The following is a 16,557-nucleotide window of genomic DNA, read 5'->3' on the forward strand; positions in this document are numbered from 1 at the left end:
GAACCTGTTCCGCCCCAACCAGGCGCCGGTGGTCAACGTCGTCGCCGTCATCCTCATTGTCGTCTCCATCGTTCCCATCTGGCTGGCGCAGCGGCTCTCCAGCGATTCGGTGGCCGGAACCGGCGCGCCGGGCACCGGACGGGGGAAGATAAGGAAAGCCAAGGTTTCATCCGCCCCCTGACCCTGAGGTGATCCCATCCTCGATCTGCTGCTCGTCAACGCGGCCATCTCCCCGATGGCCGGCGCCTCCCCCACCGCCGCCACCGTGGGAATCCTGCACGGACGCATCGTCGGGCTCGACGGGCAGGTCGAGGGCCTTCGAGCCCGCCGCACCCTGAACTGCCGCGGTGCGGTGGTCCTCCCGGGGTTCGGGGACGCGCACAACCACATGGCGTGGTTCGGGCAGTCCCTCTCCGAGCTCGACCTCAGTGGCTGCGCCACCGTCGAGGAGGTGTACGACGCCGTGGCGGCCTTCGCCTCGGGCCTGGATGCCGGGGAATGGGTCATCGGGTCCGGCTACGACAACACGGTCCTCGGTGCCCACCCGCACCGGGAACGGCTCGACGCCGCGGCGCCGGGCCGCCCGGTGTGGCTCAAGCACCGCTCCGGCCACGCCGCCACGGTGAGCACCGAGGTGCTGGCCCGGGCGGGGGTGATGGACGGATCGGCCGGGACCCCGGTCGGCGGTGAGGTGGTCCGGGACGGAAACGGGCCCACCGGCGTCCTGCAGGAACAGGCCCAGAAACTGGTGACCCAGCTCGTGATCCCCTACCCGGTGCAGGCCCTGGCGGACGCCATCACCGCAGCCAGTGAACGCTTCGCCGCCGAGGGGCTGACCCACGTCACCGAGGCAGGCATCGGTGCGGGCTGGATCGGGCGCAGCCCGGTCGAGCTCGCCGCCTACACCCTCGCCCGCGAGCGCGGCGGGCTGAGGACCCGGGTGCAGCTGATGGCCAGCAGCGACGCGCTGCACCCGCTCACCTCCCACCGGCAGGACCGGATCACCTTCGGGCTCGACCTCGGAATGCACACCGGCTTCGGCGACGACATGGTGCGGCTGGGGCCGATGAAAATCTTTATCGATGGTTCCCTCCTGGGGCGTACCGCTGCCGTCACCGAACCCTTCTGCGGGCAAGAGCACAACACCGGAAGCCTTCAGCTCTCCCTCGAAGAGCTCACCGGCCGCATTGTCAACGCCCACTGCTCCGGCTGGACCGTCGCCGCCCATGCCATCGGCGACCGCGCCGTCGACGTCGCCCTCGACGCGTTCGAGGCCGCACAGGCCGCCCATCCGCGCCCGGGAGTGCGCCACCGGATCGAACATGCGGGCATTGTCCGGGAGGACCAGCTGGCACGGTTCGCTGCGCTCGGCGTCACCCCGGTTCCGCAGCTGCGCTTCCTCCACGAGATGGGGCAGGTTCTGCTCGAGGCGGTCGGCGGGGAGCGGGAGGCCCAGGTGTACCGGCACCGTTCATTCCTTGCGGCCGGCGTGCGGGTTCCCGGCAGCTCCGACCGCCCGGTCGCAGCCGGTGCCCCGCTGCTGGGGATGCAGTCGATGGTCCAGCGCAGCACCGCAGCGGGTCGGGTAATGAGCCCCTCCGAACGGGTCGACGCCGTCACCGCCCTGCGCGCCTACACCGTGGATGCGGCGTGGATTGCCGGCGACGAGGACATCCGGGGAACCCTCGAGCCGGGGAAGCTCGCCGACCTGGTCCTGCTCTCGGATCATCCGGCGGCCGTGCCCCCCGACGGGATCGGGCAGATCCGGGTGCTCGCCACCTTCGTCGGCGGCCAGTGCGTCCATGGGGAGGACTTTGTCGCCTCCCTGGAGGTGTAGCCGTGCCGGAACCGGAGCAGGCCACGGCCGGTGAGCCCTGGTGGAAGACCGCCGTCATCTATGAGGTGTACCCGCGCTCCTTCGCGGACGGCAACGGCGACGGCGTGGGCGACCTGCCGGGTCTCCTGGCGCGGCTGCCCTACCTCGCCTCGCTCGGCGTGGACGGCTTCTGGCTGACTCCGTTCCAGACCTCCCCCCAGGTGGACCAGGGCTACGACGTGAGCGACTACAGCGGGGTGGATCCGCTGTTCGGCACGATGGCCGACTTCGACGCGGTGCTCGACCGGGCCCACAGCCTGGGCCTGCGCGTCCTGGTCGACGTCGTCCCCAACCACTGTTCGGTGGAGCACCCCCTCTTCCAGCAGGCTCTCGCGGCGGGCTCCGGCTCGAAGGAGCGGGAACTGTTCCATTTCGCCGAGGGCCACGCCGACGGCACTCCCCCGAACAACTGGCAGAGCGTCTTCGGCGGACGGGCCTGGACCCGCGCGGACCCGGAGTCGACCACCGACACGCAGTGGTACCTGCACCTGTTCTCCCCTGCCCAGCCGGACTGGAACTGGCGCAACCCGGCCGTGGGCGACTACTTCGAAGAGGTGCTGCGGTTCTGGCTGGACAAGGGCGTGGACGGGCTGCGCATCGACGTGGCACACGCCCTGTTCAAGGCCGAGGGGCTTCCCGACTCCCCCACCGGCACCCCCGTGGTGGACGGGCTCCGCTCAAACCGGCAGGTCTCCGACCAGGAGGAGGTGCACGCCGTCTACCGGAGATGGCGCCGGCTCGCCGACTCCTACTCCCCGCCCCGCGTGCTGGTCGGCGAGGTCAACCTCGATACCCACCGCGCCGCCCGGTACACGCGGCCCGACGAACTGCACCAGGCGTTCGCCTTCGCCTTCGTCCGGCTCGGCTGGGACGCGGCCGCCTGGGCCGCCGTGGGCACCGAACTGGAGGCCGCACGGAAAGCCCACGGCGCGGCGCCGACCTGGGCTCTCGAGAACCACGACGTCGTCCGCTCCGCCAGCCGGTTCGGCGGCGGCGGGCGCGGCGCCGCACGGGCGCGGGCGGCCCTGCTGACCATCCTGGGACTCCCCGGTGGAGCGTACCTTTTCCAGGGCCAGGAACTCGGGCTCCCCGAGGCCGAGGTGCCTCCGGCGGCACGGCGCGACCCCATGGTGGCCCGCGGCGGGATTTCCCGTGACGGCGCACGGGTTCCCCTGCCCTGGACCGCGGACGCGGCAGCCGCCCACGGCTTCTCGATGACCGGTCCCCCGGCCGAACCATGGCTGCCGCAACCACCCGGATGGGGGCAGTGGGCCATCGAGGCCCAACGGAACGACCCGGCGTCACCGCAGCAGCTGGTGGTCCGCGCCCTCGAACTGCGCAGGCGGCTGCTGGGCGAGGGCGTGCTCGACGCAGGTGGCGGCGCCTCCTGGCACGTCGACGACGGCGGCCTGTTGCTCTGCGAGCGCGGGCACGGCTTCCTGCTGGCCGTTGCCATGGGCGAAGCTGCCGTGCGGCTTCCCGCCGGGACGGTGCTGATCACCGCCGTCCCGCAGGCTGTCGAGGGCTGGCTTGAACCCGACAACGCGGCCTGGGTGCTCCGCGCCCGCAGTTGAGCAGGCTTGGGTCGGACCTCGAACCTTCGGAGCTGCGTCAGTCCTCGGTCGGCAGGGTTCCGGTCGGAATCGTCGTCTCGTCCGGTGTCGGCCCGCCGGTTTGCCCGTCGGAGGTTGGGAGCGTCCCCGTGGGCATCGTTGACTCCATCGGCGACGCGGAGTCCGTGGGAACGGGGGTGATATTGCCCGTGGGCGGCACCACCGGCTCCTCGGCGGGATTGTCGCAGCCCACAAGCGCCAGGGCACTCAGGACGACGACGGCCGGAAGGCTCTTCAACGTCTTGGAATTCATGTCCGCCTCTTCCCCTTGGTCCGTCCCCTTGCCTTTCAACGGTAACTAGGGGCAAATCGCTGAGAACAGCAGCGATTCGGCCCTGATCCTGCTTGGAGAAGCGACGGGACCGGCGTAAAATGCTTCGCCGCTTCTCCCACCACCTGCGGAGCCGTGTCCACCGGCCGGCCGCGGCCTTCCACTAGGATCGGACCGAAGCATCCTCGAACGGTCGGAGCCTGATCTTGAGCGTTTCCATTGGCACCTCCGGGTGGAGCTACGACCACTGGAACGACGTGCTCTATCCCGCGGGCACGCCGACCGCCCGGAGGCTGCAGTACTACTACGAGCGGTTCAGCACCGTCGAGCTGAACGCCAGCTTCTACCGGTGGCCCCGCGAGTCGACCTTCGCCGGCTGGCGGGAGCGCCTTCCGGCCGGATTCCTGTTCTCGGTCAAGGCCCCGCGGGGGCTCACCCACGCCAAGAAGCTGTACGCACCCGAGGTGTGGGTCGAGCGCATCGTCCGGTGCTGGCACGAACTCGGCGACAAGCGGGCTGTCCTCCTGGTCCAGCTCCCGCCCGCGATGCAGCGCGACGACGCCCGACTCGACTACTTTCTGGCGCTGCTGCCGAACTGGATCCGGGTTGCCGTCGAGTTCCGGCACCCGAGCTGGGAGACGGAGGAGGTCTATTCGCTGCTCGAACGGCACGGCGCGGCCTACTGCGTGATGAGCGGCGCCAACCTGCCGTGTGTCCTGCGCGCCACCGCGCCGTTCGTGTACCTGCGGATGCACGGCCCGGATACCCATCATCTGTACGGCGGGTCATACAGCGATGCGGATCTGCAGTGGTGGGCGGACCGGATCCGTGAGTGGCAGGGTGCCGGGAAGGACGTGTTCGTGTACTTCAACAACGACGGCGGCGGCAATGCGGTGCGCAATGCCGACACGCTGCGGGCGATCCTCGGCGGGGGCTGAGTCCTCCGGCAGTGCCTGTTCCGCTAGCATCCGGATATGCCTTCCCTCCTTGACGGTGTTCCGTGACGGCCCGGTCTCCCGATTCCAATGGTGCGGCTCCCACTCCCCTGCCGCGCGGCGAGCTCAGTGACCGAATTCCCGGCCAATCCGTTCTGCAGGAGCTGTTGGTTCGGCACGAGGCGGAAGCACCCCGCGGCCGACTGCGCCGCCTCTTCGGATCGAGCCCCCTTGGCCCTGACAGTCAGCCTTGGTACTCGGGGTCACTCGGCGAACGCAGCGTGGGGCGCAGCCTGCAGCAGCTCGGCCCGGCGTGGACGGTGGTCCATGCGGTGCCTGTGGGGCGCGGGACCTCGGACATCGATCATGTGCTCATCGGCCCCGGCGGGGTCTTCACCCTCAACACCAAGCGCCATGCCGGTCAGAGGGTGTGGGCCGCCGGAACCGCCTTCTTGGTGGGCGGGAGGAAGCAGCCGCATCTCCGCAACGCCCTCCATGAGGCAGAACGGGCCTCGAAGCTGCTCTCCACGGTGGTCGGTAGACCCGTCGAAGTGCACGGCGTCATTGTGGTCGTTGACGCCAAGAGCGTCGTGGTCAAGGAGAGACACCCGAGGGTCGCCGTGTTGGAACAGCACCAGCTGGTGAGGTGGCTGCAACGTCGTCGCCCGTCCCTTGACCGGGAGGATGTCGAGGCGGTGAGCTCCGCTGCCGTTCAGGCAAGCACCTGGCACCGGAATCCCGTGGAAAGCACCGATCCCGCGCTTCTCGAGCAGCGGTATGCGGCACTTCGGGCCCAGGTCAACCATGCCCGTCGGCGTCGGGTCGGATGGACGCTGGCGGGCTTCGCGGCGACGGTCATCAGCATCGCGGTCTTCCTTCCCGGCCTCGTGGCCGCGATCCTCACCTGAACTGGCGCCTCAAAAATTGCTCCATGCCCCGCGTGGGTTCCGTTTAGGGTAAGCACCATGACCAACTCTGCTGAGAACGGACCCGACGCGAACCACCAGCGCCCGGAAGGAGTCGACGACGCCACGGTCGAGGCCCTCGGCAAGCTCTCCGAGGCGCTCGAGGTGGTTGAACATGCCCGGGGCTACCTGTACGGTTTCCACCGCCTCACGGGCAAGGCCGATCTGGCCCTGGGTGAGGCGGTCGAACTGCTCCGCACGGCCGGCCACGCGGACCTCGCCGAGACGCTCAACAAGGACCTCGTAGGACGCAATGTGATTGAGGGGCGCTGGACGTTCCAGATCGTCGAGGACTACGACGATTCCTACTACGCGGAGTTCAAGGCGCTCGAGAAGCTGGCCCGGGACAAGCTCGCCGACGGAAAGCGGCATCTCTTCGAGGCAGAGATGAAAGAAGACCGCAGGACACAGGGCCGGAAGCACCACGAGGCGTTACCGCCTGAAGCGTCCTAGGCACCCGACCCGTGGCTGGCTTCGTGAGCGGGCCGAGCAGTTGACAGGAAGCACGACGGGACGGACTGAGGTAGTGTCCCTGTGCGTGGCGGACCTGATTTTCGAACATCCCCGGCTGGTTTCGATCTACGACGCCCTGGACCCGGACCGGAGCGACCTCGACCCCTACCTCGGAATGGTGGAGGAGTTTGGCGCCAAGACCGTGCTGGACCTGGGGTGTGGGACCGGAGTTCTGGCGCTGCTGCTGGCCGCCCGTGGCATCGACGTGGCGGGGGTGGATCCGGCCGCCGGTTCACTCGACGTGGCCCGCGCCAAACCTGGCGCCACAGGTGTTCGGTGGATCCAGGGCGACGGAACCTCCCTGCCTGCCCAGCAGGTAGATCTCTGCTTCATGACCGGCAACGCAGCGCAGGCCATCACCAGTGATCGGGACTGGCAGTCGACGCTCGCCGGGGTGTTTGAGGCACTGAAGCCCGGAGGGCGGTTCATCTTCGAGACCCGAGATCCAGCCCGCAAGGCCTGGGAGGAGTGGACTGAAATGGCCACCCGCCGCGTTACCCTCATTGAAGGTGTCGGTGAGGTCGAGAGCTGGGTGGAACCCCTTGGCGTCGACTGGCCGTTGGTGCGCATCCGCTGGAATTACTTTTTCGCATTCGACAGTCAGTTGCTCACATCGGACTCGACGCTTTGCTTCCGGGATAAGGAAGAGGCCGCCGCCGACCTTCGGGGGCAGGGCTTCCAGGTTGAGGAAGTCCGTGATGCTCCGGACCGGCCATCCCGTGAGTTCGTCTTCATAGCACGCAGACCCAAGTGATTCTTCTCCCGTGGCTGCCGGGGCCGCGGGTCCGCTTCTCATTCGCCCCTTGACCGGCCGGTTCAGGACCTTCCGAAAACAACCCGGACCGGGTCGAATAGGGTGGGGTGCGTGCACACCCATCCCCTATGGCGCCCGTTCGAGCTGCCGGACGCCGACGCCATCCGGGCGGCACGACTTCGGCCGGACGATGCGTCCCGGTGGAGGAGGCCGGTCGTCGTTTCCGCCTACGATCCTGACTGGACCACCCGTTTCGGCCGCGTGGCCGGCCTGATCAGCGCCGCGCTCACCTCGAACGCCTTGAGCGTCGAGCATGTCGGTTCAACCGCGGTTCCCGGCCTGGCCGCGAAGCCCGTCATCGACATCGACCTGCTCGTCGCCGACTCCTCAGACGAGGCCTCCTACGTCCCCCGCCTCGAGGCGGAGGGGTTCATCCTCGTAGTCCGGCAGCCGGAGTGGGAGGAACACCGGCTATTGAGACTCACGGCCCCGGAGACGAACCTCCACGTTTTCTCCGCCGGTGCCGTCGAACCGCACCGCCACCTCAGATTCCGCGACTGGCTGTGCACCCACCTGGCGGACCGCGATGCCTATGCCGCCCTCAAGCTGAAGCTGGCCGCTACGGGTTTCGACGACGTCATGCTCTACAACAACGCCAAGTCGGCCCTCATCTACGACTTCTACGAATCAATCTTCGCCGCGGACCCGCAGCACCTGCACACTCCCCGACCCCGGGTCAGCGCTGCTTCCGGTTCGTGATCGCCGCCCGCGTCGTCTCCAGCGCATCGACCGTCGCATCGTAGCTGCTCTGCGCCACACCCACGAAAATGCAGTCGACCACGGCGAGCTGAGCAATCCGCGACGCCATGGCACCGGAGCGGAAAGCAGTTTCGCGGACCATCGTGAGCAGGCACAGGTCCGCGGCCTCGGCGAGGGGTGACCCTGCGCCGTTGGTAATCCCGATGGTCGTTGCGCCTGCCTCCCGGGCCCGCTCAACGAACTCGAGGGTCTCGGCGGTCCTGCCGCTGTGGGAGAAAGCCACGGCGACGTCGCCGGCGCCCATCAGGGACGCTCCCATCAGGGCGTCGTGGGGATCGTCGAAGGAATGGACCATCCGCCGGATCCGGAACAGCTTGTGCTGGAGGTCGTCGGCGACGACGGCACCGGCGCCGACCCCGTAGACCAGGATCTGGCGCGCCGTGCTGATGCGCTCGACGGCGCTGCGCAGCTGGTCGATGTCGAGGTGGGACAGGGTCTCTTCAATGCCCAGGGTTTCCGCGAAGGCGATTTTGGCGACAGTGTCGGCCAGGGAGTCGTCGGGGCTGATGTCGGCACCGAACCGTTTGGTATCCCCGAACTGCGCGGTCTCACGGCCGATCTCGGTGGCCATCGAAAGCCGGAGCTGGGCGTAACCCGCGTAGCCGACGGCTCGGCAGAACCGCACCACTGAAGGTTCGGAGGTGCTGCAGATGTGCGCCAACTCCGAAATGGTGTGGCGCAGCACCGTCTCCGGATCGGCGAGGATCTCCTCAGCCACCCGACGCGCGGAAGGAGGAAGCGTGGGCAGCTGCGCCTGGATTGCCGATTGGATGCTCATCTGCCGCTTTCGGAAGCCGGTCGAAGGGAAAAGTCGGTCAGTTACAACCAAGTAAAAGGTATCGTAAGTGACCTACATAAGGGAGACGGCTGCAATGGGCGGAAGAAAGAAGGACAGCACGTCGGTTCTCCCCCCGGGCAGCAATAGTTCCAACTCAGCGCTCCTCCTCACCGCGCACGCCGTCACCGTCCCTCTCGTGCGGCCGTTTATCACCGCCGTGCGCCGCACGACCGTCCTCGAATCGGTGCTCGTTGAGGTGCGGGATGCCGAAGGGCGCTCGGGCTGGGGTGAAGCCCCGATCAGTGCGGTGACGGGCGCGACGACGGCCGGTGTGATCGCCTCGGTGCACGGCCCGCTGCAGGCCCTGCTTGAGTCCGACGACGGATCGGCCGATCTCTCTGCTGCGCTTTCCCGGATCGCCGGCTCGGACGAACGCAGCGCCGCCCGCATGGCCGTGGACTGCGCGCTGCACGACCTCGCGGCACGCCGCGCAGAGCTGCCGCTGTACCGCTACCTGGGCGGCCGGCACAACCGCATCCTCACCGACATGACGCTCTCCGTCGACGGACCCGCGGCTCTCGCCCGGGCCGCAGCCGCCCACCGGGCCGCGGGGTTCGACTGTGTGAAGGTCAAGCTCGATGCGCACGGCGATCCGGTGGCGAAGCTTCGGGCGGTGCGGAACGCCGTGGGCGTCGAGGCCCGGGTGCGCATTGACGCCAATCAGGCCTTTACCGCCGACGAGGCCATCCGGTTCATTACGGCCCTCGAGGATGACGGAGTCGACCTTGAACTGGTCGAGCAGCCGGTTCCAGCCGGTGACTGGGACGGACTTGCCCGGGTCACCTCCTCCGTGCAGACCCCCATTCTCGCCGACGAATCCGTGTGGACCGTGAAGGACCTCCACCGGCTGATCGACGCGGGCGCGGCGGCAATGGTCAACATCAAGCTCGCCAAGACCGGCGGACTCACCCCGGCCGTGGAGCTTGCGGCGGCGGCGCGGGCCGCCGGCATCGGGGTGCTCGTGGGCTGCATGATGGAAAGCGGCGTCGGCATCGGCGCGGCCACCGCCTTTGCCTCGGCCCTGGCTACAGAGTCCGGGGCCGAGGTTCCGCAGGACCTCGACGGCGGCCTGTGGCTTAGGGAGTCACCCGTCGACGGCGGGGCCCGCTACTCGGGCAGCACGATTGTCCTTGACGATGCGCCGGGTTCGGGGATTACGCGGTTGCGGAAGCCACAGCCGCAGCGCTGACCGCAGCCGATGCCGACCGGTTCGCTTCTATTTCCGCCCGATGCTCCTGGGCCCACCCCACGAGCGGCATGGCCTGCCGGAGGAAGCCCGCACCCAGTGGGGTCAGCGCGTATTCAACCCTGGGGGGCATCTCCGGATACGAGGTGCGGGTCACCATTCCGTCCTTTTCGAGGGTCCGCAGAGTCGCCGTGAGCACCCGGTGGGAAATGGGGGGAAGGGCCGCCTGCAGCGCGGTGAACCTCAGCGGCCCGCCGGTGAGCTGGTCGAGTGCTGCCATTGACCATTTGTCGCCCAATCGACTGACGATCTCCCGCACGAAGGCGATCGTCTCTGCTTCCTTGTCGCAGATGACCTGCGCCTGCTCCACCGCAGCTAATTTCATGATTGCCGATTCTCCGGATCCTGTTGACCTTCGTTCGCCCGCTGCTGGGTTCCGGGCAGGGTGGCCCGATCGGGCCTCCTGCCACGGCAGCATGTGGGCACCCGTCCGCAGCCTGGGCTGGGAACTCCGCCCAAGGGAACGCGCCCTCCGATTATGCCGGACCATTCTGTGTGCGGCCCGGGAGCGCGCCCGGGTCCGGCTCCGACGCGACCGAATTTCCACTTCAAGAAAGGATCGGCGCAGAGCCACCGGTGCGAATATAAATCCGGGGAAGCGAATTGTAGTTTCACCCAGGAACGACGGAGATGACAAATCATCCGCCATTTGGACCCGATCGACGGAACTGGCTAAATGGCACTCTCATGCCAACTCCCCCGAGGCACCTCAACCGGCTCTTCCTTATTTTCAGGTGCGTAACGCACGTTAAAGTGCGTATTACAACGCACTTTAAAGTGCGTTTCGAAAGCGGAAATATTGCCGATTCAGGGCGGGTTGTAGACCTTGCTGAACAAGCACACGAACAACTGGTCCTGGAAGGGAACAATATGACTAAGATCGCAATTATCCTTGGAAGCACGCGCCCCGGGCGCAACGGCGAAACCGTCGCCAACTGGGTCTTCGAGAAGGCTGCAACCCGCGAGGATGCCAGCTACGAGATCATCGACCTCCGGGACTACCCGCTGCCTCACTTCGACGAGCCGATGCCGCCGCTGATGGGCCAGTACTCGCAGGACCACACCAAGGATTGGGCCGCGAAGATCGCCGAATTCGACGGCTATGTCTTCGTCACCCCCGAGTACAACCACTCGACCTCCGGCGTCCTGAAGAACGCCATCGACTTCCTGTCTGCTGAGTGGAACAACAAGGCCGCCGGCTTCGTCAGCTACGGCGCCACCGGTGGCGTCCGCGCAGTTGAGCACCTTCGCCTCGTCGCCGCTGAACTGCAGATGGCAACGGTCCGCGACCAGGCCGCCCTGTCGCTGTTCACCGACTTCGAGAACTTCTCGGTCCTGAAGCCGGGCGACCACCAGGTTGCTGCGCTGGAAAGCATGTTCAACCAGCTCGAAGCATGGTCGAAGGCTCTGGAGCCGCTGCGCGCCAGCGTCGCCGCCTGATTGCCTCAGCAGTTCGGCCGATGATCGGCACAGCCTGAACCAACCCGGAATGGCCTCGGGCCGGGCTCCGACGTTTGTAGTGCCCGGCCCACTACGCCAACCAGCACAGGTTCGGCCTGCCCACCGTTCGGCGGTGGGCAGGCCACGGCACAGAGGACAAGCCTCATGGAATTTGGAATTTTCACCGTCGGGCAAATCGGGTTTGATCCGAACACCGGCCGGATGCCCACCGAACACGACCGCCTCCTTGGACTGACGAGGCTTGCGAAGCACGCCGAAGACGCCGGCCTCGACATTTTCGCGCTCGGTGAGCACCACAACAGGCCGTTCACGGTCAGCTCGCCGACGACGGTCCTGGGCTACATCGCCGGCCAGACGAGCACCATCACGCTCTCCACGGCCACCACGCTCATCACCACCAATGACCCGGTGAAGATCGCCGAGGACTACGCGACCCTCCAGCACCTCACCAATGGCCGGATGGACTTCATGCTCGGGCGCGGCAACACCGTGCCCGTCTACGAGTGGTTCGGCCAGGACGTGCACGACGGCATCGAACTCGCCGTCGAGAACTACGCCCTGCTGCGCCGGCTGTGGCGCGAGGACGAGGTGAACTGGACCGGAAAGTACCGGACTCCGCTGCGCCATTTCACCGCCACCCCCCGGCCGCTGAACGGCACCCCGCCGTTCGTCTGGCACGGCTCGATCCGCAGCCCCGAGATCGCCGAACAGGCCGCCCGGTACGGCGACGGGTTCTTCGTGAACAACCTGTTCATGCCCACGAGCTACTTCGCCCAGTACGTCGACTTCTACCGTGAACGCTTCGAAGCCCACGGCCACGGTCCGGGAACCTCCGCCACGGTGGGGGCTGGCGGCGCGATCTTCGTCCGCCCGAACTCCCAGGACGCGTTCCGGCTGGCCGAGCCCTACTACCGCGCCTCCCTGCTCAACCAGGGCGACAGCTTGGAAGCCGCCGCCGCCACTACCGGAATGATCGTCGGCAGCCCCGCCCAGGTCGTCGAGAAGATCGAGCTGCAGCGCGAGGCGTTCGGGGACTACCAGCGCCAGCTGTTTGCCTTCGACTTCGGCGGGCAGAGCGAGCAGGTCCTGCATGAACAGATCGAGGTGCTGGGCGAGCACGTCCTGCCCCTGCTTCGGGAATCCGCGGCCGAGCCCGCAGCGGCAACGCTCTAAGAAACCAGCCTCGGGACCATTCGAAGCAAGTACACGCAGCAGCGTGCAGTAGACCAACCGGAAGAAGAAGCCCATGCGTGGCCTGAAGAACAAAGTAATCATCGTCGCCGGGGCTGCGCCCGGGAATATCGGCGCCGCTGCGGCCGTCCGCCTCGGTGAGGAAGGCGCGATCGTGGTGGCGGCGGACCTCAATGAGGCAGCGGCCCGGGAAGTCGCCGACGCGATCACCGCCGCCGGCGGGCGCGCGTCGGGCCGTCGCCTCGACGTCGCCGATGAGGAGTCCTTCAAGGCCCTCATCGACGTCACCGTCGCCGAATACGGCGGACTCCACGGGCTCTTCAATGTGGCAGCGGATCTATCGGCCGGAACCATCGGTCGTGACTCCGATGTCACCACCGTCCCCATCGATGTCTGGAAGCACACCATCGACGTCACCCTCACCGGGTACATGTACGGCATCCGCCACGCCCTGCCCGTCATGATTGAAGGCGGCGGGGGATCGATTGTGAACACCATGTCCAGCGCGGTCTGGCAGGGAGAGCCGGTCCGTGTGGCCTACCAGTCGGCCAAGAGCGGGCTCGTCGGTCTGACCCGCCACGCCTCGACCGTCGGCGGCAAGCACGGGGTGCGCACTAACGTTGTCTCTCCGGGGGTCATCCTCACCGGCGCCGCACTGGCGACGACCACCGAGGAATGGCGCCAGGAAGTCCTGGACACCGTCCGGTCTCCGCGGCTGGGCAGGCCGGAGGACATCGGGTCGGTCATCGCGTTTCTGATGTCCGATGACGGTGTCTACATCAACGGACAGTCGATCCTGGTCGACGGCGGGGCGAACTTCCACTGATCAGCCTGCATCGGGCAGGAACACGTGCCCTGCCCGATGCTCGCCGCGCTGTCTCCGGCGTTAGCTGGACGCGGGCTCGTCCGGCCGGGCTTCCTTCCGCGCCGCAAGGGCTTCGGCGTGGCGCATGACCAGGGACGCTGCAACGAGGGAAGCGGAAAAGGGCAGGAGCGCGATCGTTGCCACCGAATAGAGGGTCGTCACGGCCATGGCCACTGGCGCCCCTGCGGTGGGGTAGAACGTCCCGAAATTGCCGATGATCACCGGGCTGAGAACCAGCATCAGGACGCCGGCAACGCCGAGGATGATCCCCCAGCGCAACACCACTTCGTGCATCTTTACCTCGGCCATAAAGTCCCCCTGAACGCTCGCGATACTTCGTCCGTCCGAGTGAAGCACCGGGGCGGGCCGGGTACAACGCCGGCGGCCGGATCGTTGCGCGTTCGTGTCCGCCTCAGCCCGCCGCCCACTCCTCGACCGGGCCCTCAAACACATAGTGGAGACCTCCCGGACGCGTGCGGGACAGGTCCCAGGCCAGCCGGGACAGGGCGCCGATCACCGTCGTCGCCTCCGCCTCGCCGTACGCCCGGGTGCAGACGGCGAGTATGAAGCCGCCCATGGGGTCCGTCCCGTCGCAGGGCTGCACGAAGGCAACATCGTGGCGGATGCCGGTGACCCACCCGGACTTCGAACCCCACCGCGCCTCCGCAGGAAGCGCCGGCCCGATCAGGCTGTACTCCTGCGCGCGCAGCAGCTCAATCATGAACCGGGTGCTCGACCTGCCCGCCGCCCGGCCCGTGACAATGGCACTCATGATGGCCGTCAGGTCCCGGGCGGTCGTCTGCTGCGTCAGACCCGCGGCCAGTCCCTCAAGATCGCCGAACAGCCGCTCCATCTTCGACGACGCCGCCCCGCACACCTCGAGTGCCTCCCGGACGGCGCCGAGGCCGACCAGTTCAACGGCCATATTGGTCGCTTCGTTGGAGGAGACGACGATCATCCGGCGCAGCACCTCGCGCAGCGACACGGGCCGGCCGGCGGGAGGCATGCCGTCGTCGGTTTCGTCGGGGTCCTGCTCGAAGCTGAAGGTCCCGCCGCCCGGTGCGGAGGAGCGAAAGGTCAGCCGTGAGGAAAGCTGCTGGCTGAGCCGCAGCTTTCCGGCGTCCACGGCGCGCAGGGCGGCGATGAGCACCGCCAGCTTGATGGTGCTCGCCGCGTAGACCGGGGTGTCGGCGCCGCTTTCGGCGATGACCTCCCCGTCGAAGGTGGTCAGGCAGTAGGAGATGTGGGGGACGCCGTCGCTGTAGTCCGAGACGATGCTCATGCCGTCACCTCCCGGGCGGCCCGGGAGTAGGCCGCGTCGGCGACGCGGACACGGAACGGGCCCATGGCGTTGTGAAGCCGGTGCGGATGCACGCGGTTGGTCAGCAGCACCACCGTCACCGAGCGGGTGCGGTCCATGATCAGCGACGTGCCGGTGAAGCCGTTGTGCCCGCGGGCCTGGGCGCCGGCGGTGCCCATCCAGTCGGGCTGCCCGATGCGCAGGCCGAGGGCGTGCCAGCCGATCTCCGGGTCAGCCGCGCGCTGCGCACCCAGCATGCGCGGCATCTGGTCGGTCCACAGCCCGTCGGCCAGCTCCGGTGGAAGCAGCACCTCCGGCCGGTCGCGGAGCACGTTTCCGAGCCCCAGCACTGCCTCGGCGGTCCCGAAGAGGCCCGCGTTGGCCACGGCACCACCCAGAAACCAGGCGCTTTCGTCGTGCACCTCGCCCCGCACCATGCCCCTGCCGGTCTCCGGCTGGTACTCGGTCGCCGCGGAGTCTTCCCGCCGGGGCCGGTAGGTCAGGGCGGCCGTCCGGGGATCGAGGTGCCGCAGCGGGGCGAGCACCTTCTCCTCGACGAGTTCCGCCCATTCCCGCCCCGTGGCATGCTCCGCAAGGGCCATCGCGGTGTTGAATCCGACGCAGGAGTAGGTGAACTCCGTACCCGGCGCGTTGATCAGGGGGATCGAGAGCAGATCCTCAAGCCGGCCGGTCCGGCCGGTTCCGGCCGGGAGCGTGCGCCATCCCTCCCAGGTGCCGGGCAGCCCGGAGGTATGGGTAAGCAGGTGGCGCAGGGTGATGGTGCCGCGGTCACCGTCCCGGAAGGTCGGCAGGTGGCGGCCGACCGGCTCGTCGAGGTCGAGCACCTCGTCGGCCACCAGCGCCAGTGCGGCCACGGTGCTGACGATCTTGGTCACCGAGGCGAGGTCATAGACGGTCTCCGGCCGCGCCGGCACGCCGTCTCCGGGTGCCAGGGCGGCGCCGTCGTCACCGAATGCGACGGCACTGCCGACGGCGATGGGACCGGTGGTCCGGCCGCCGACGTCGACGGCGGCGACCGCCGACGGCGCCGCACCGGCGCCGACCTCCTCGGTGAGGATCCGCCGGAGCTCCTCCTCGAGGGAGTTTTCGGCGTGCGGCTGGGAGGACAAGGGGGTCTCAGGAGAGGACAAGGCGTGGGCTTTCGTCGGCGGTCAGGGTGGCGGGCACGCCGAGGGGAACGCTGAGGGCGGCCGGGCCGTGCCCGAAGCCGAGTTCCTCGACGAGCGGAATGCCGAGGGGCACCAGGAGTTCCTCGACGAGCGCCCTCACCTCGTGCGGCTCACCGCACTGGCTCCATGAGCCCAGCGCGAGCCCGGCCATTCCGTCGAACCAGCCGGCCCGCAGGAGGGAGGTCAGGAGCCCGTCGAGCTTGTAGATGTCCTCGGTGACGTCCTCGAGCAGCCCGATCCGGCCCTCGTTCGAGGGCGCGGGCCGGCCGTGGGCACCCAGGGTCATGGCGAGCAGGCTCAGGTTCCCGCCGGTGAGGATCCCGGTCGCCGTGCCCGGCACGAGCGCCGCGGCCGCGGGACCGGTCAGGGTCCGGCCCGGGTACGGGGTGAACAGGGCCTCGCGCACCCCGTCGCGGGCGACGGGGTCCTCCAGCAGGGCGTCGGTGGCGGGCATCGGGGTGAACCAGGTGGCAAGGCCGAGGTGTTCGGCCCAGTACTCGTGCAGGGCGGTGATGTCGGAGGAGCCGATCAGCGGTTTGGGCCGGGCGGAGCGGAGCTTCTCGGCATCGAGCAGGTCCAGGAGCCGGACGGCGCCGTAACCGCCGCGCAGGCAGATCACCGCGGCGATGCTGTCGTCACAGACCAGGTCCTGAAGGTCGGCGGCGCGGTCGGCGTCGGACCCGGCGAGGTAGGGCGCGCGCGGGTGCACGTCGCGGGCGT

18 protein-coding genes and 1 pseudogene are annotated in these 16,557 nt (G+C 68.2%); 12 read left to right on the plus strand and 7 right to left on the minus strand.

Going from position 1 to position 16,557, the window contains the following annotated elements:
* The 3 genes and pseudogenes from QZX79_RS02960 to QZX79_RS02970 form a co-directional block, all read left to right on the plus strand.
* Positions 1–181, plus strand: a pseudogene (locus QZX79_RS02960) (hypothetical protein); the annotation flags it as partial.
* A gap of 54 nt (positions 182–235) precedes the next feature.
* Positions 236–1,837: an amidohydrolase gene (locus QZX79_RS02965; RefSeq protein ID WP_294564416.1), complete on the plus strand. Its 1,602-nt coding sequence runs from the start codon at positions 236–238 to the stop codon at positions 1,835–1,837.
* 2 nt (positions 1,838–1,839) lie between these two features.
* A complete protein-coding gene (locus QZX79_RS02970; RefSeq protein ID WP_294564417.1) occupies positions 1,840–3,450 on the plus strand; it encodes an alpha-amylase family glycosyl hydrolase in 1,611 nt (536 codons plus the stop codon).
* A 37-nt stretch (positions 3,451–3,487) separates the two neighbouring features.
* Here QZX79_RS02970 and QZX79_RS02975 read toward each other — a convergent pair whose 3' ends face one another.
* Complete coding sequence (locus QZX79_RS02975; RefSeq protein ID WP_294564418.1) at positions 3,488–3,742, minus strand: hypothetical protein; 255 nt, start codon at positions 3,740–3,742, stop codon at positions 3,488–3,490.
* A 224-nt stretch (positions 3,743–3,966) separates the two neighbouring features.
* On the opposite strand from QZX79_RS02975, the gene QZX79_RS02980 reads away from it, so the two are divergent.
* From QZX79_RS02980 to QZX79_RS03000, 5 genes are all read left to right on the plus strand, one after another.
* A complete protein-coding gene (locus QZX79_RS02980; RefSeq protein WP_294564419.1) occupies positions 3,967–4,698 on the plus strand; it encodes a DUF72 domain-containing protein in 732 nt (243 codons plus the stop codon).
* A 62-nt stretch (positions 4,699–4,760) separates the two neighbouring features.
* Positions 4,761–5,603, plus strand: a complete 843-nt coding sequence (locus tag QZX79_RS02985) for a nuclease-related domain-containing protein (RefSeq protein ID WP_294564420.1) — start codon at positions 4,761–4,763, stop codon at positions 5,601–5,603.
* Positions 5,604–5,660: 57 nt separating this feature from the next.
* On the plus strand, positions 5,661–6,113 hold the full coding sequence (locus tag QZX79_RS02990; RefSeq protein ID WP_294564424.1) for a hypothetical protein: 453 nt from the start codon (positions 5,661–5,663) through the stop codon (positions 6,111–6,113).
* Positions 6,114–6,198: 85 nt separating this feature from the next.
* Complete coding sequence (locus QZX79_RS02995; RefSeq protein WP_294564426.1) at positions 6,199–6,927, plus strand: bifunctional 2-polyprenyl-6-hydroxyphenol methylase/3-demethylubiquinol 3-O-methyltransferase UbiG; 729 nt, start codon at positions 6,199–6,201, stop codon at positions 6,925–6,927.
* A gap of 111 nt (positions 6,928–7,038) precedes the next feature.
* Entirely contained in the window at positions 7,039–7,686 is a 648-nt protein-coding gene (locus QZX79_RS03000; protein WP_294564429.1) for a GrpB family protein, read from the plus strand.
* Here the strand turns inward: QZX79_RS03000 and QZX79_RS03005 are convergent.
* Entirely contained in the window at positions 7,664–8,524 is an 861-nt protein-coding gene (locus tag QZX79_RS03005; RefSeq protein ID WP_294564431.1) for a MurR/RpiR family transcriptional regulator, read from the minus strand. The two genes, QZX79_RS03000 and QZX79_RS03005, sit on opposite strands and share 23 nt — an antisense overlap.
* 67 nt (positions 8,525–8,591) lie before the next feature.
* Between QZX79_RS03005 and QZX79_RS03010 the strand changes: the two genes are divergently transcribed.
* Positions 8,592–9,773, plus strand: coding sequence for a dipeptide epimerase (locus tag QZX79_RS03010; RefSeq protein ID WP_294564434.1), 1,182 nt, complete (start codon positions 8,592–8,594; stop codon positions 9,771–9,773).
* Here the strand turns inward: QZX79_RS03010 and QZX79_RS03015 are convergent.
* On the minus strand, positions 9,739–10,155 hold the full coding sequence (locus QZX79_RS03015) for a helix-turn-helix domain-containing protein (protein WP_294564436.1): 417 nt from the start codon (positions 10,153–10,155) through the stop codon (positions 9,739–9,741). The two genes, QZX79_RS03010 and QZX79_RS03015, sit on opposite strands and share 35 nt — an antisense overlap.
* Before the next feature lie 545 nt (positions 10,156–10,700).
* Here QZX79_RS03015 and QZX79_RS03020 point away from each other — a divergent pair.
* From QZX79_RS03020 to QZX79_RS03030, 3 genes are all read left to right on the plus strand, one after another.
* A complete protein-coding gene (locus QZX79_RS03020) occupies positions 10,701–11,270 on the plus strand; it encodes an NADPH-dependent FMN reductase (protein ID WP_294564439.1) in 570 nt (189 codons plus the stop codon).
* A 165-nt stretch (positions 11,271–11,435) separates the two neighbouring features.
* On the plus strand, positions 11,436–12,464 hold the full coding sequence (locus QZX79_RS03025; protein ID WP_294564440.1) for a CE1758 family FMN-dependent luciferase-like monooxygenase: 1,029 nt from the start codon (positions 11,436–11,438) through the stop codon (positions 12,462–12,464).
* Positions 12,465–12,537: 73 nt separating this feature from the next.
* Positions 12,538–13,308: an SDR family NAD(P)-dependent oxidoreductase gene (locus QZX79_RS03030; RefSeq protein WP_294564442.1), complete on the plus strand. Its 771-nt coding sequence runs from the start codon at positions 12,538–12,540 to the stop codon at positions 13,306–13,308.
* A 60-nt stretch (positions 13,309–13,368) separates the two neighbouring features.
* Here the strand turns inward: QZX79_RS03030 and QZX79_RS03035 are convergent, their stop codons facing one another.
* From QZX79_RS03035 to QZX79_RS03050, 4 genes are all read right to left on the minus strand, one after another.
* Positions 13,369–13,656: a hypothetical protein gene (locus QZX79_RS03035; protein WP_294564444.1), complete on the minus strand. Its 288-nt coding sequence runs from the start codon at positions 13,654–13,656 to the stop codon at positions 13,369–13,371.
* 103 nt (positions 13,657–13,759) lie between these two features.
* Positions 13,760–14,629: a serine hydrolase gene (locus QZX79_RS03040; RefSeq protein ID WP_294564447.1), complete on the minus strand. Its 870-nt coding sequence runs from the start codon at positions 14,627–14,629 to the stop codon at positions 13,760–13,762.
* Positions 14,626–15,798, minus strand: a complete 1,173-nt coding sequence (locus QZX79_RS03045; protein WP_294564451.1) for a serine hydrolase — start codon at positions 15,796–15,798, stop codon at positions 14,626–14,628. Before QZX79_RS03045 ends, QZX79_RS03040 begins: the two co-directional genes overlap by 4 nt.
* A partial coding sequence (locus tag QZX79_RS03050; RefSeq protein ID WP_294564453.1) for an LD-carboxypeptidase occupies positions 15,785–16,557 on the minus strand: 773 nt, incomplete at its 5' end. The genes QZX79_RS03050 and QZX79_RS03045, both read right to left, overlap by 14 nt.

This window comes from uncultured Arthrobacter sp. (assembly GCF_902805515.1).
GTDB lineage: Bacteria > Actinomycetota > Actinomycetes > Actinomycetales > Micrococcaceae > Arthrobacter_D.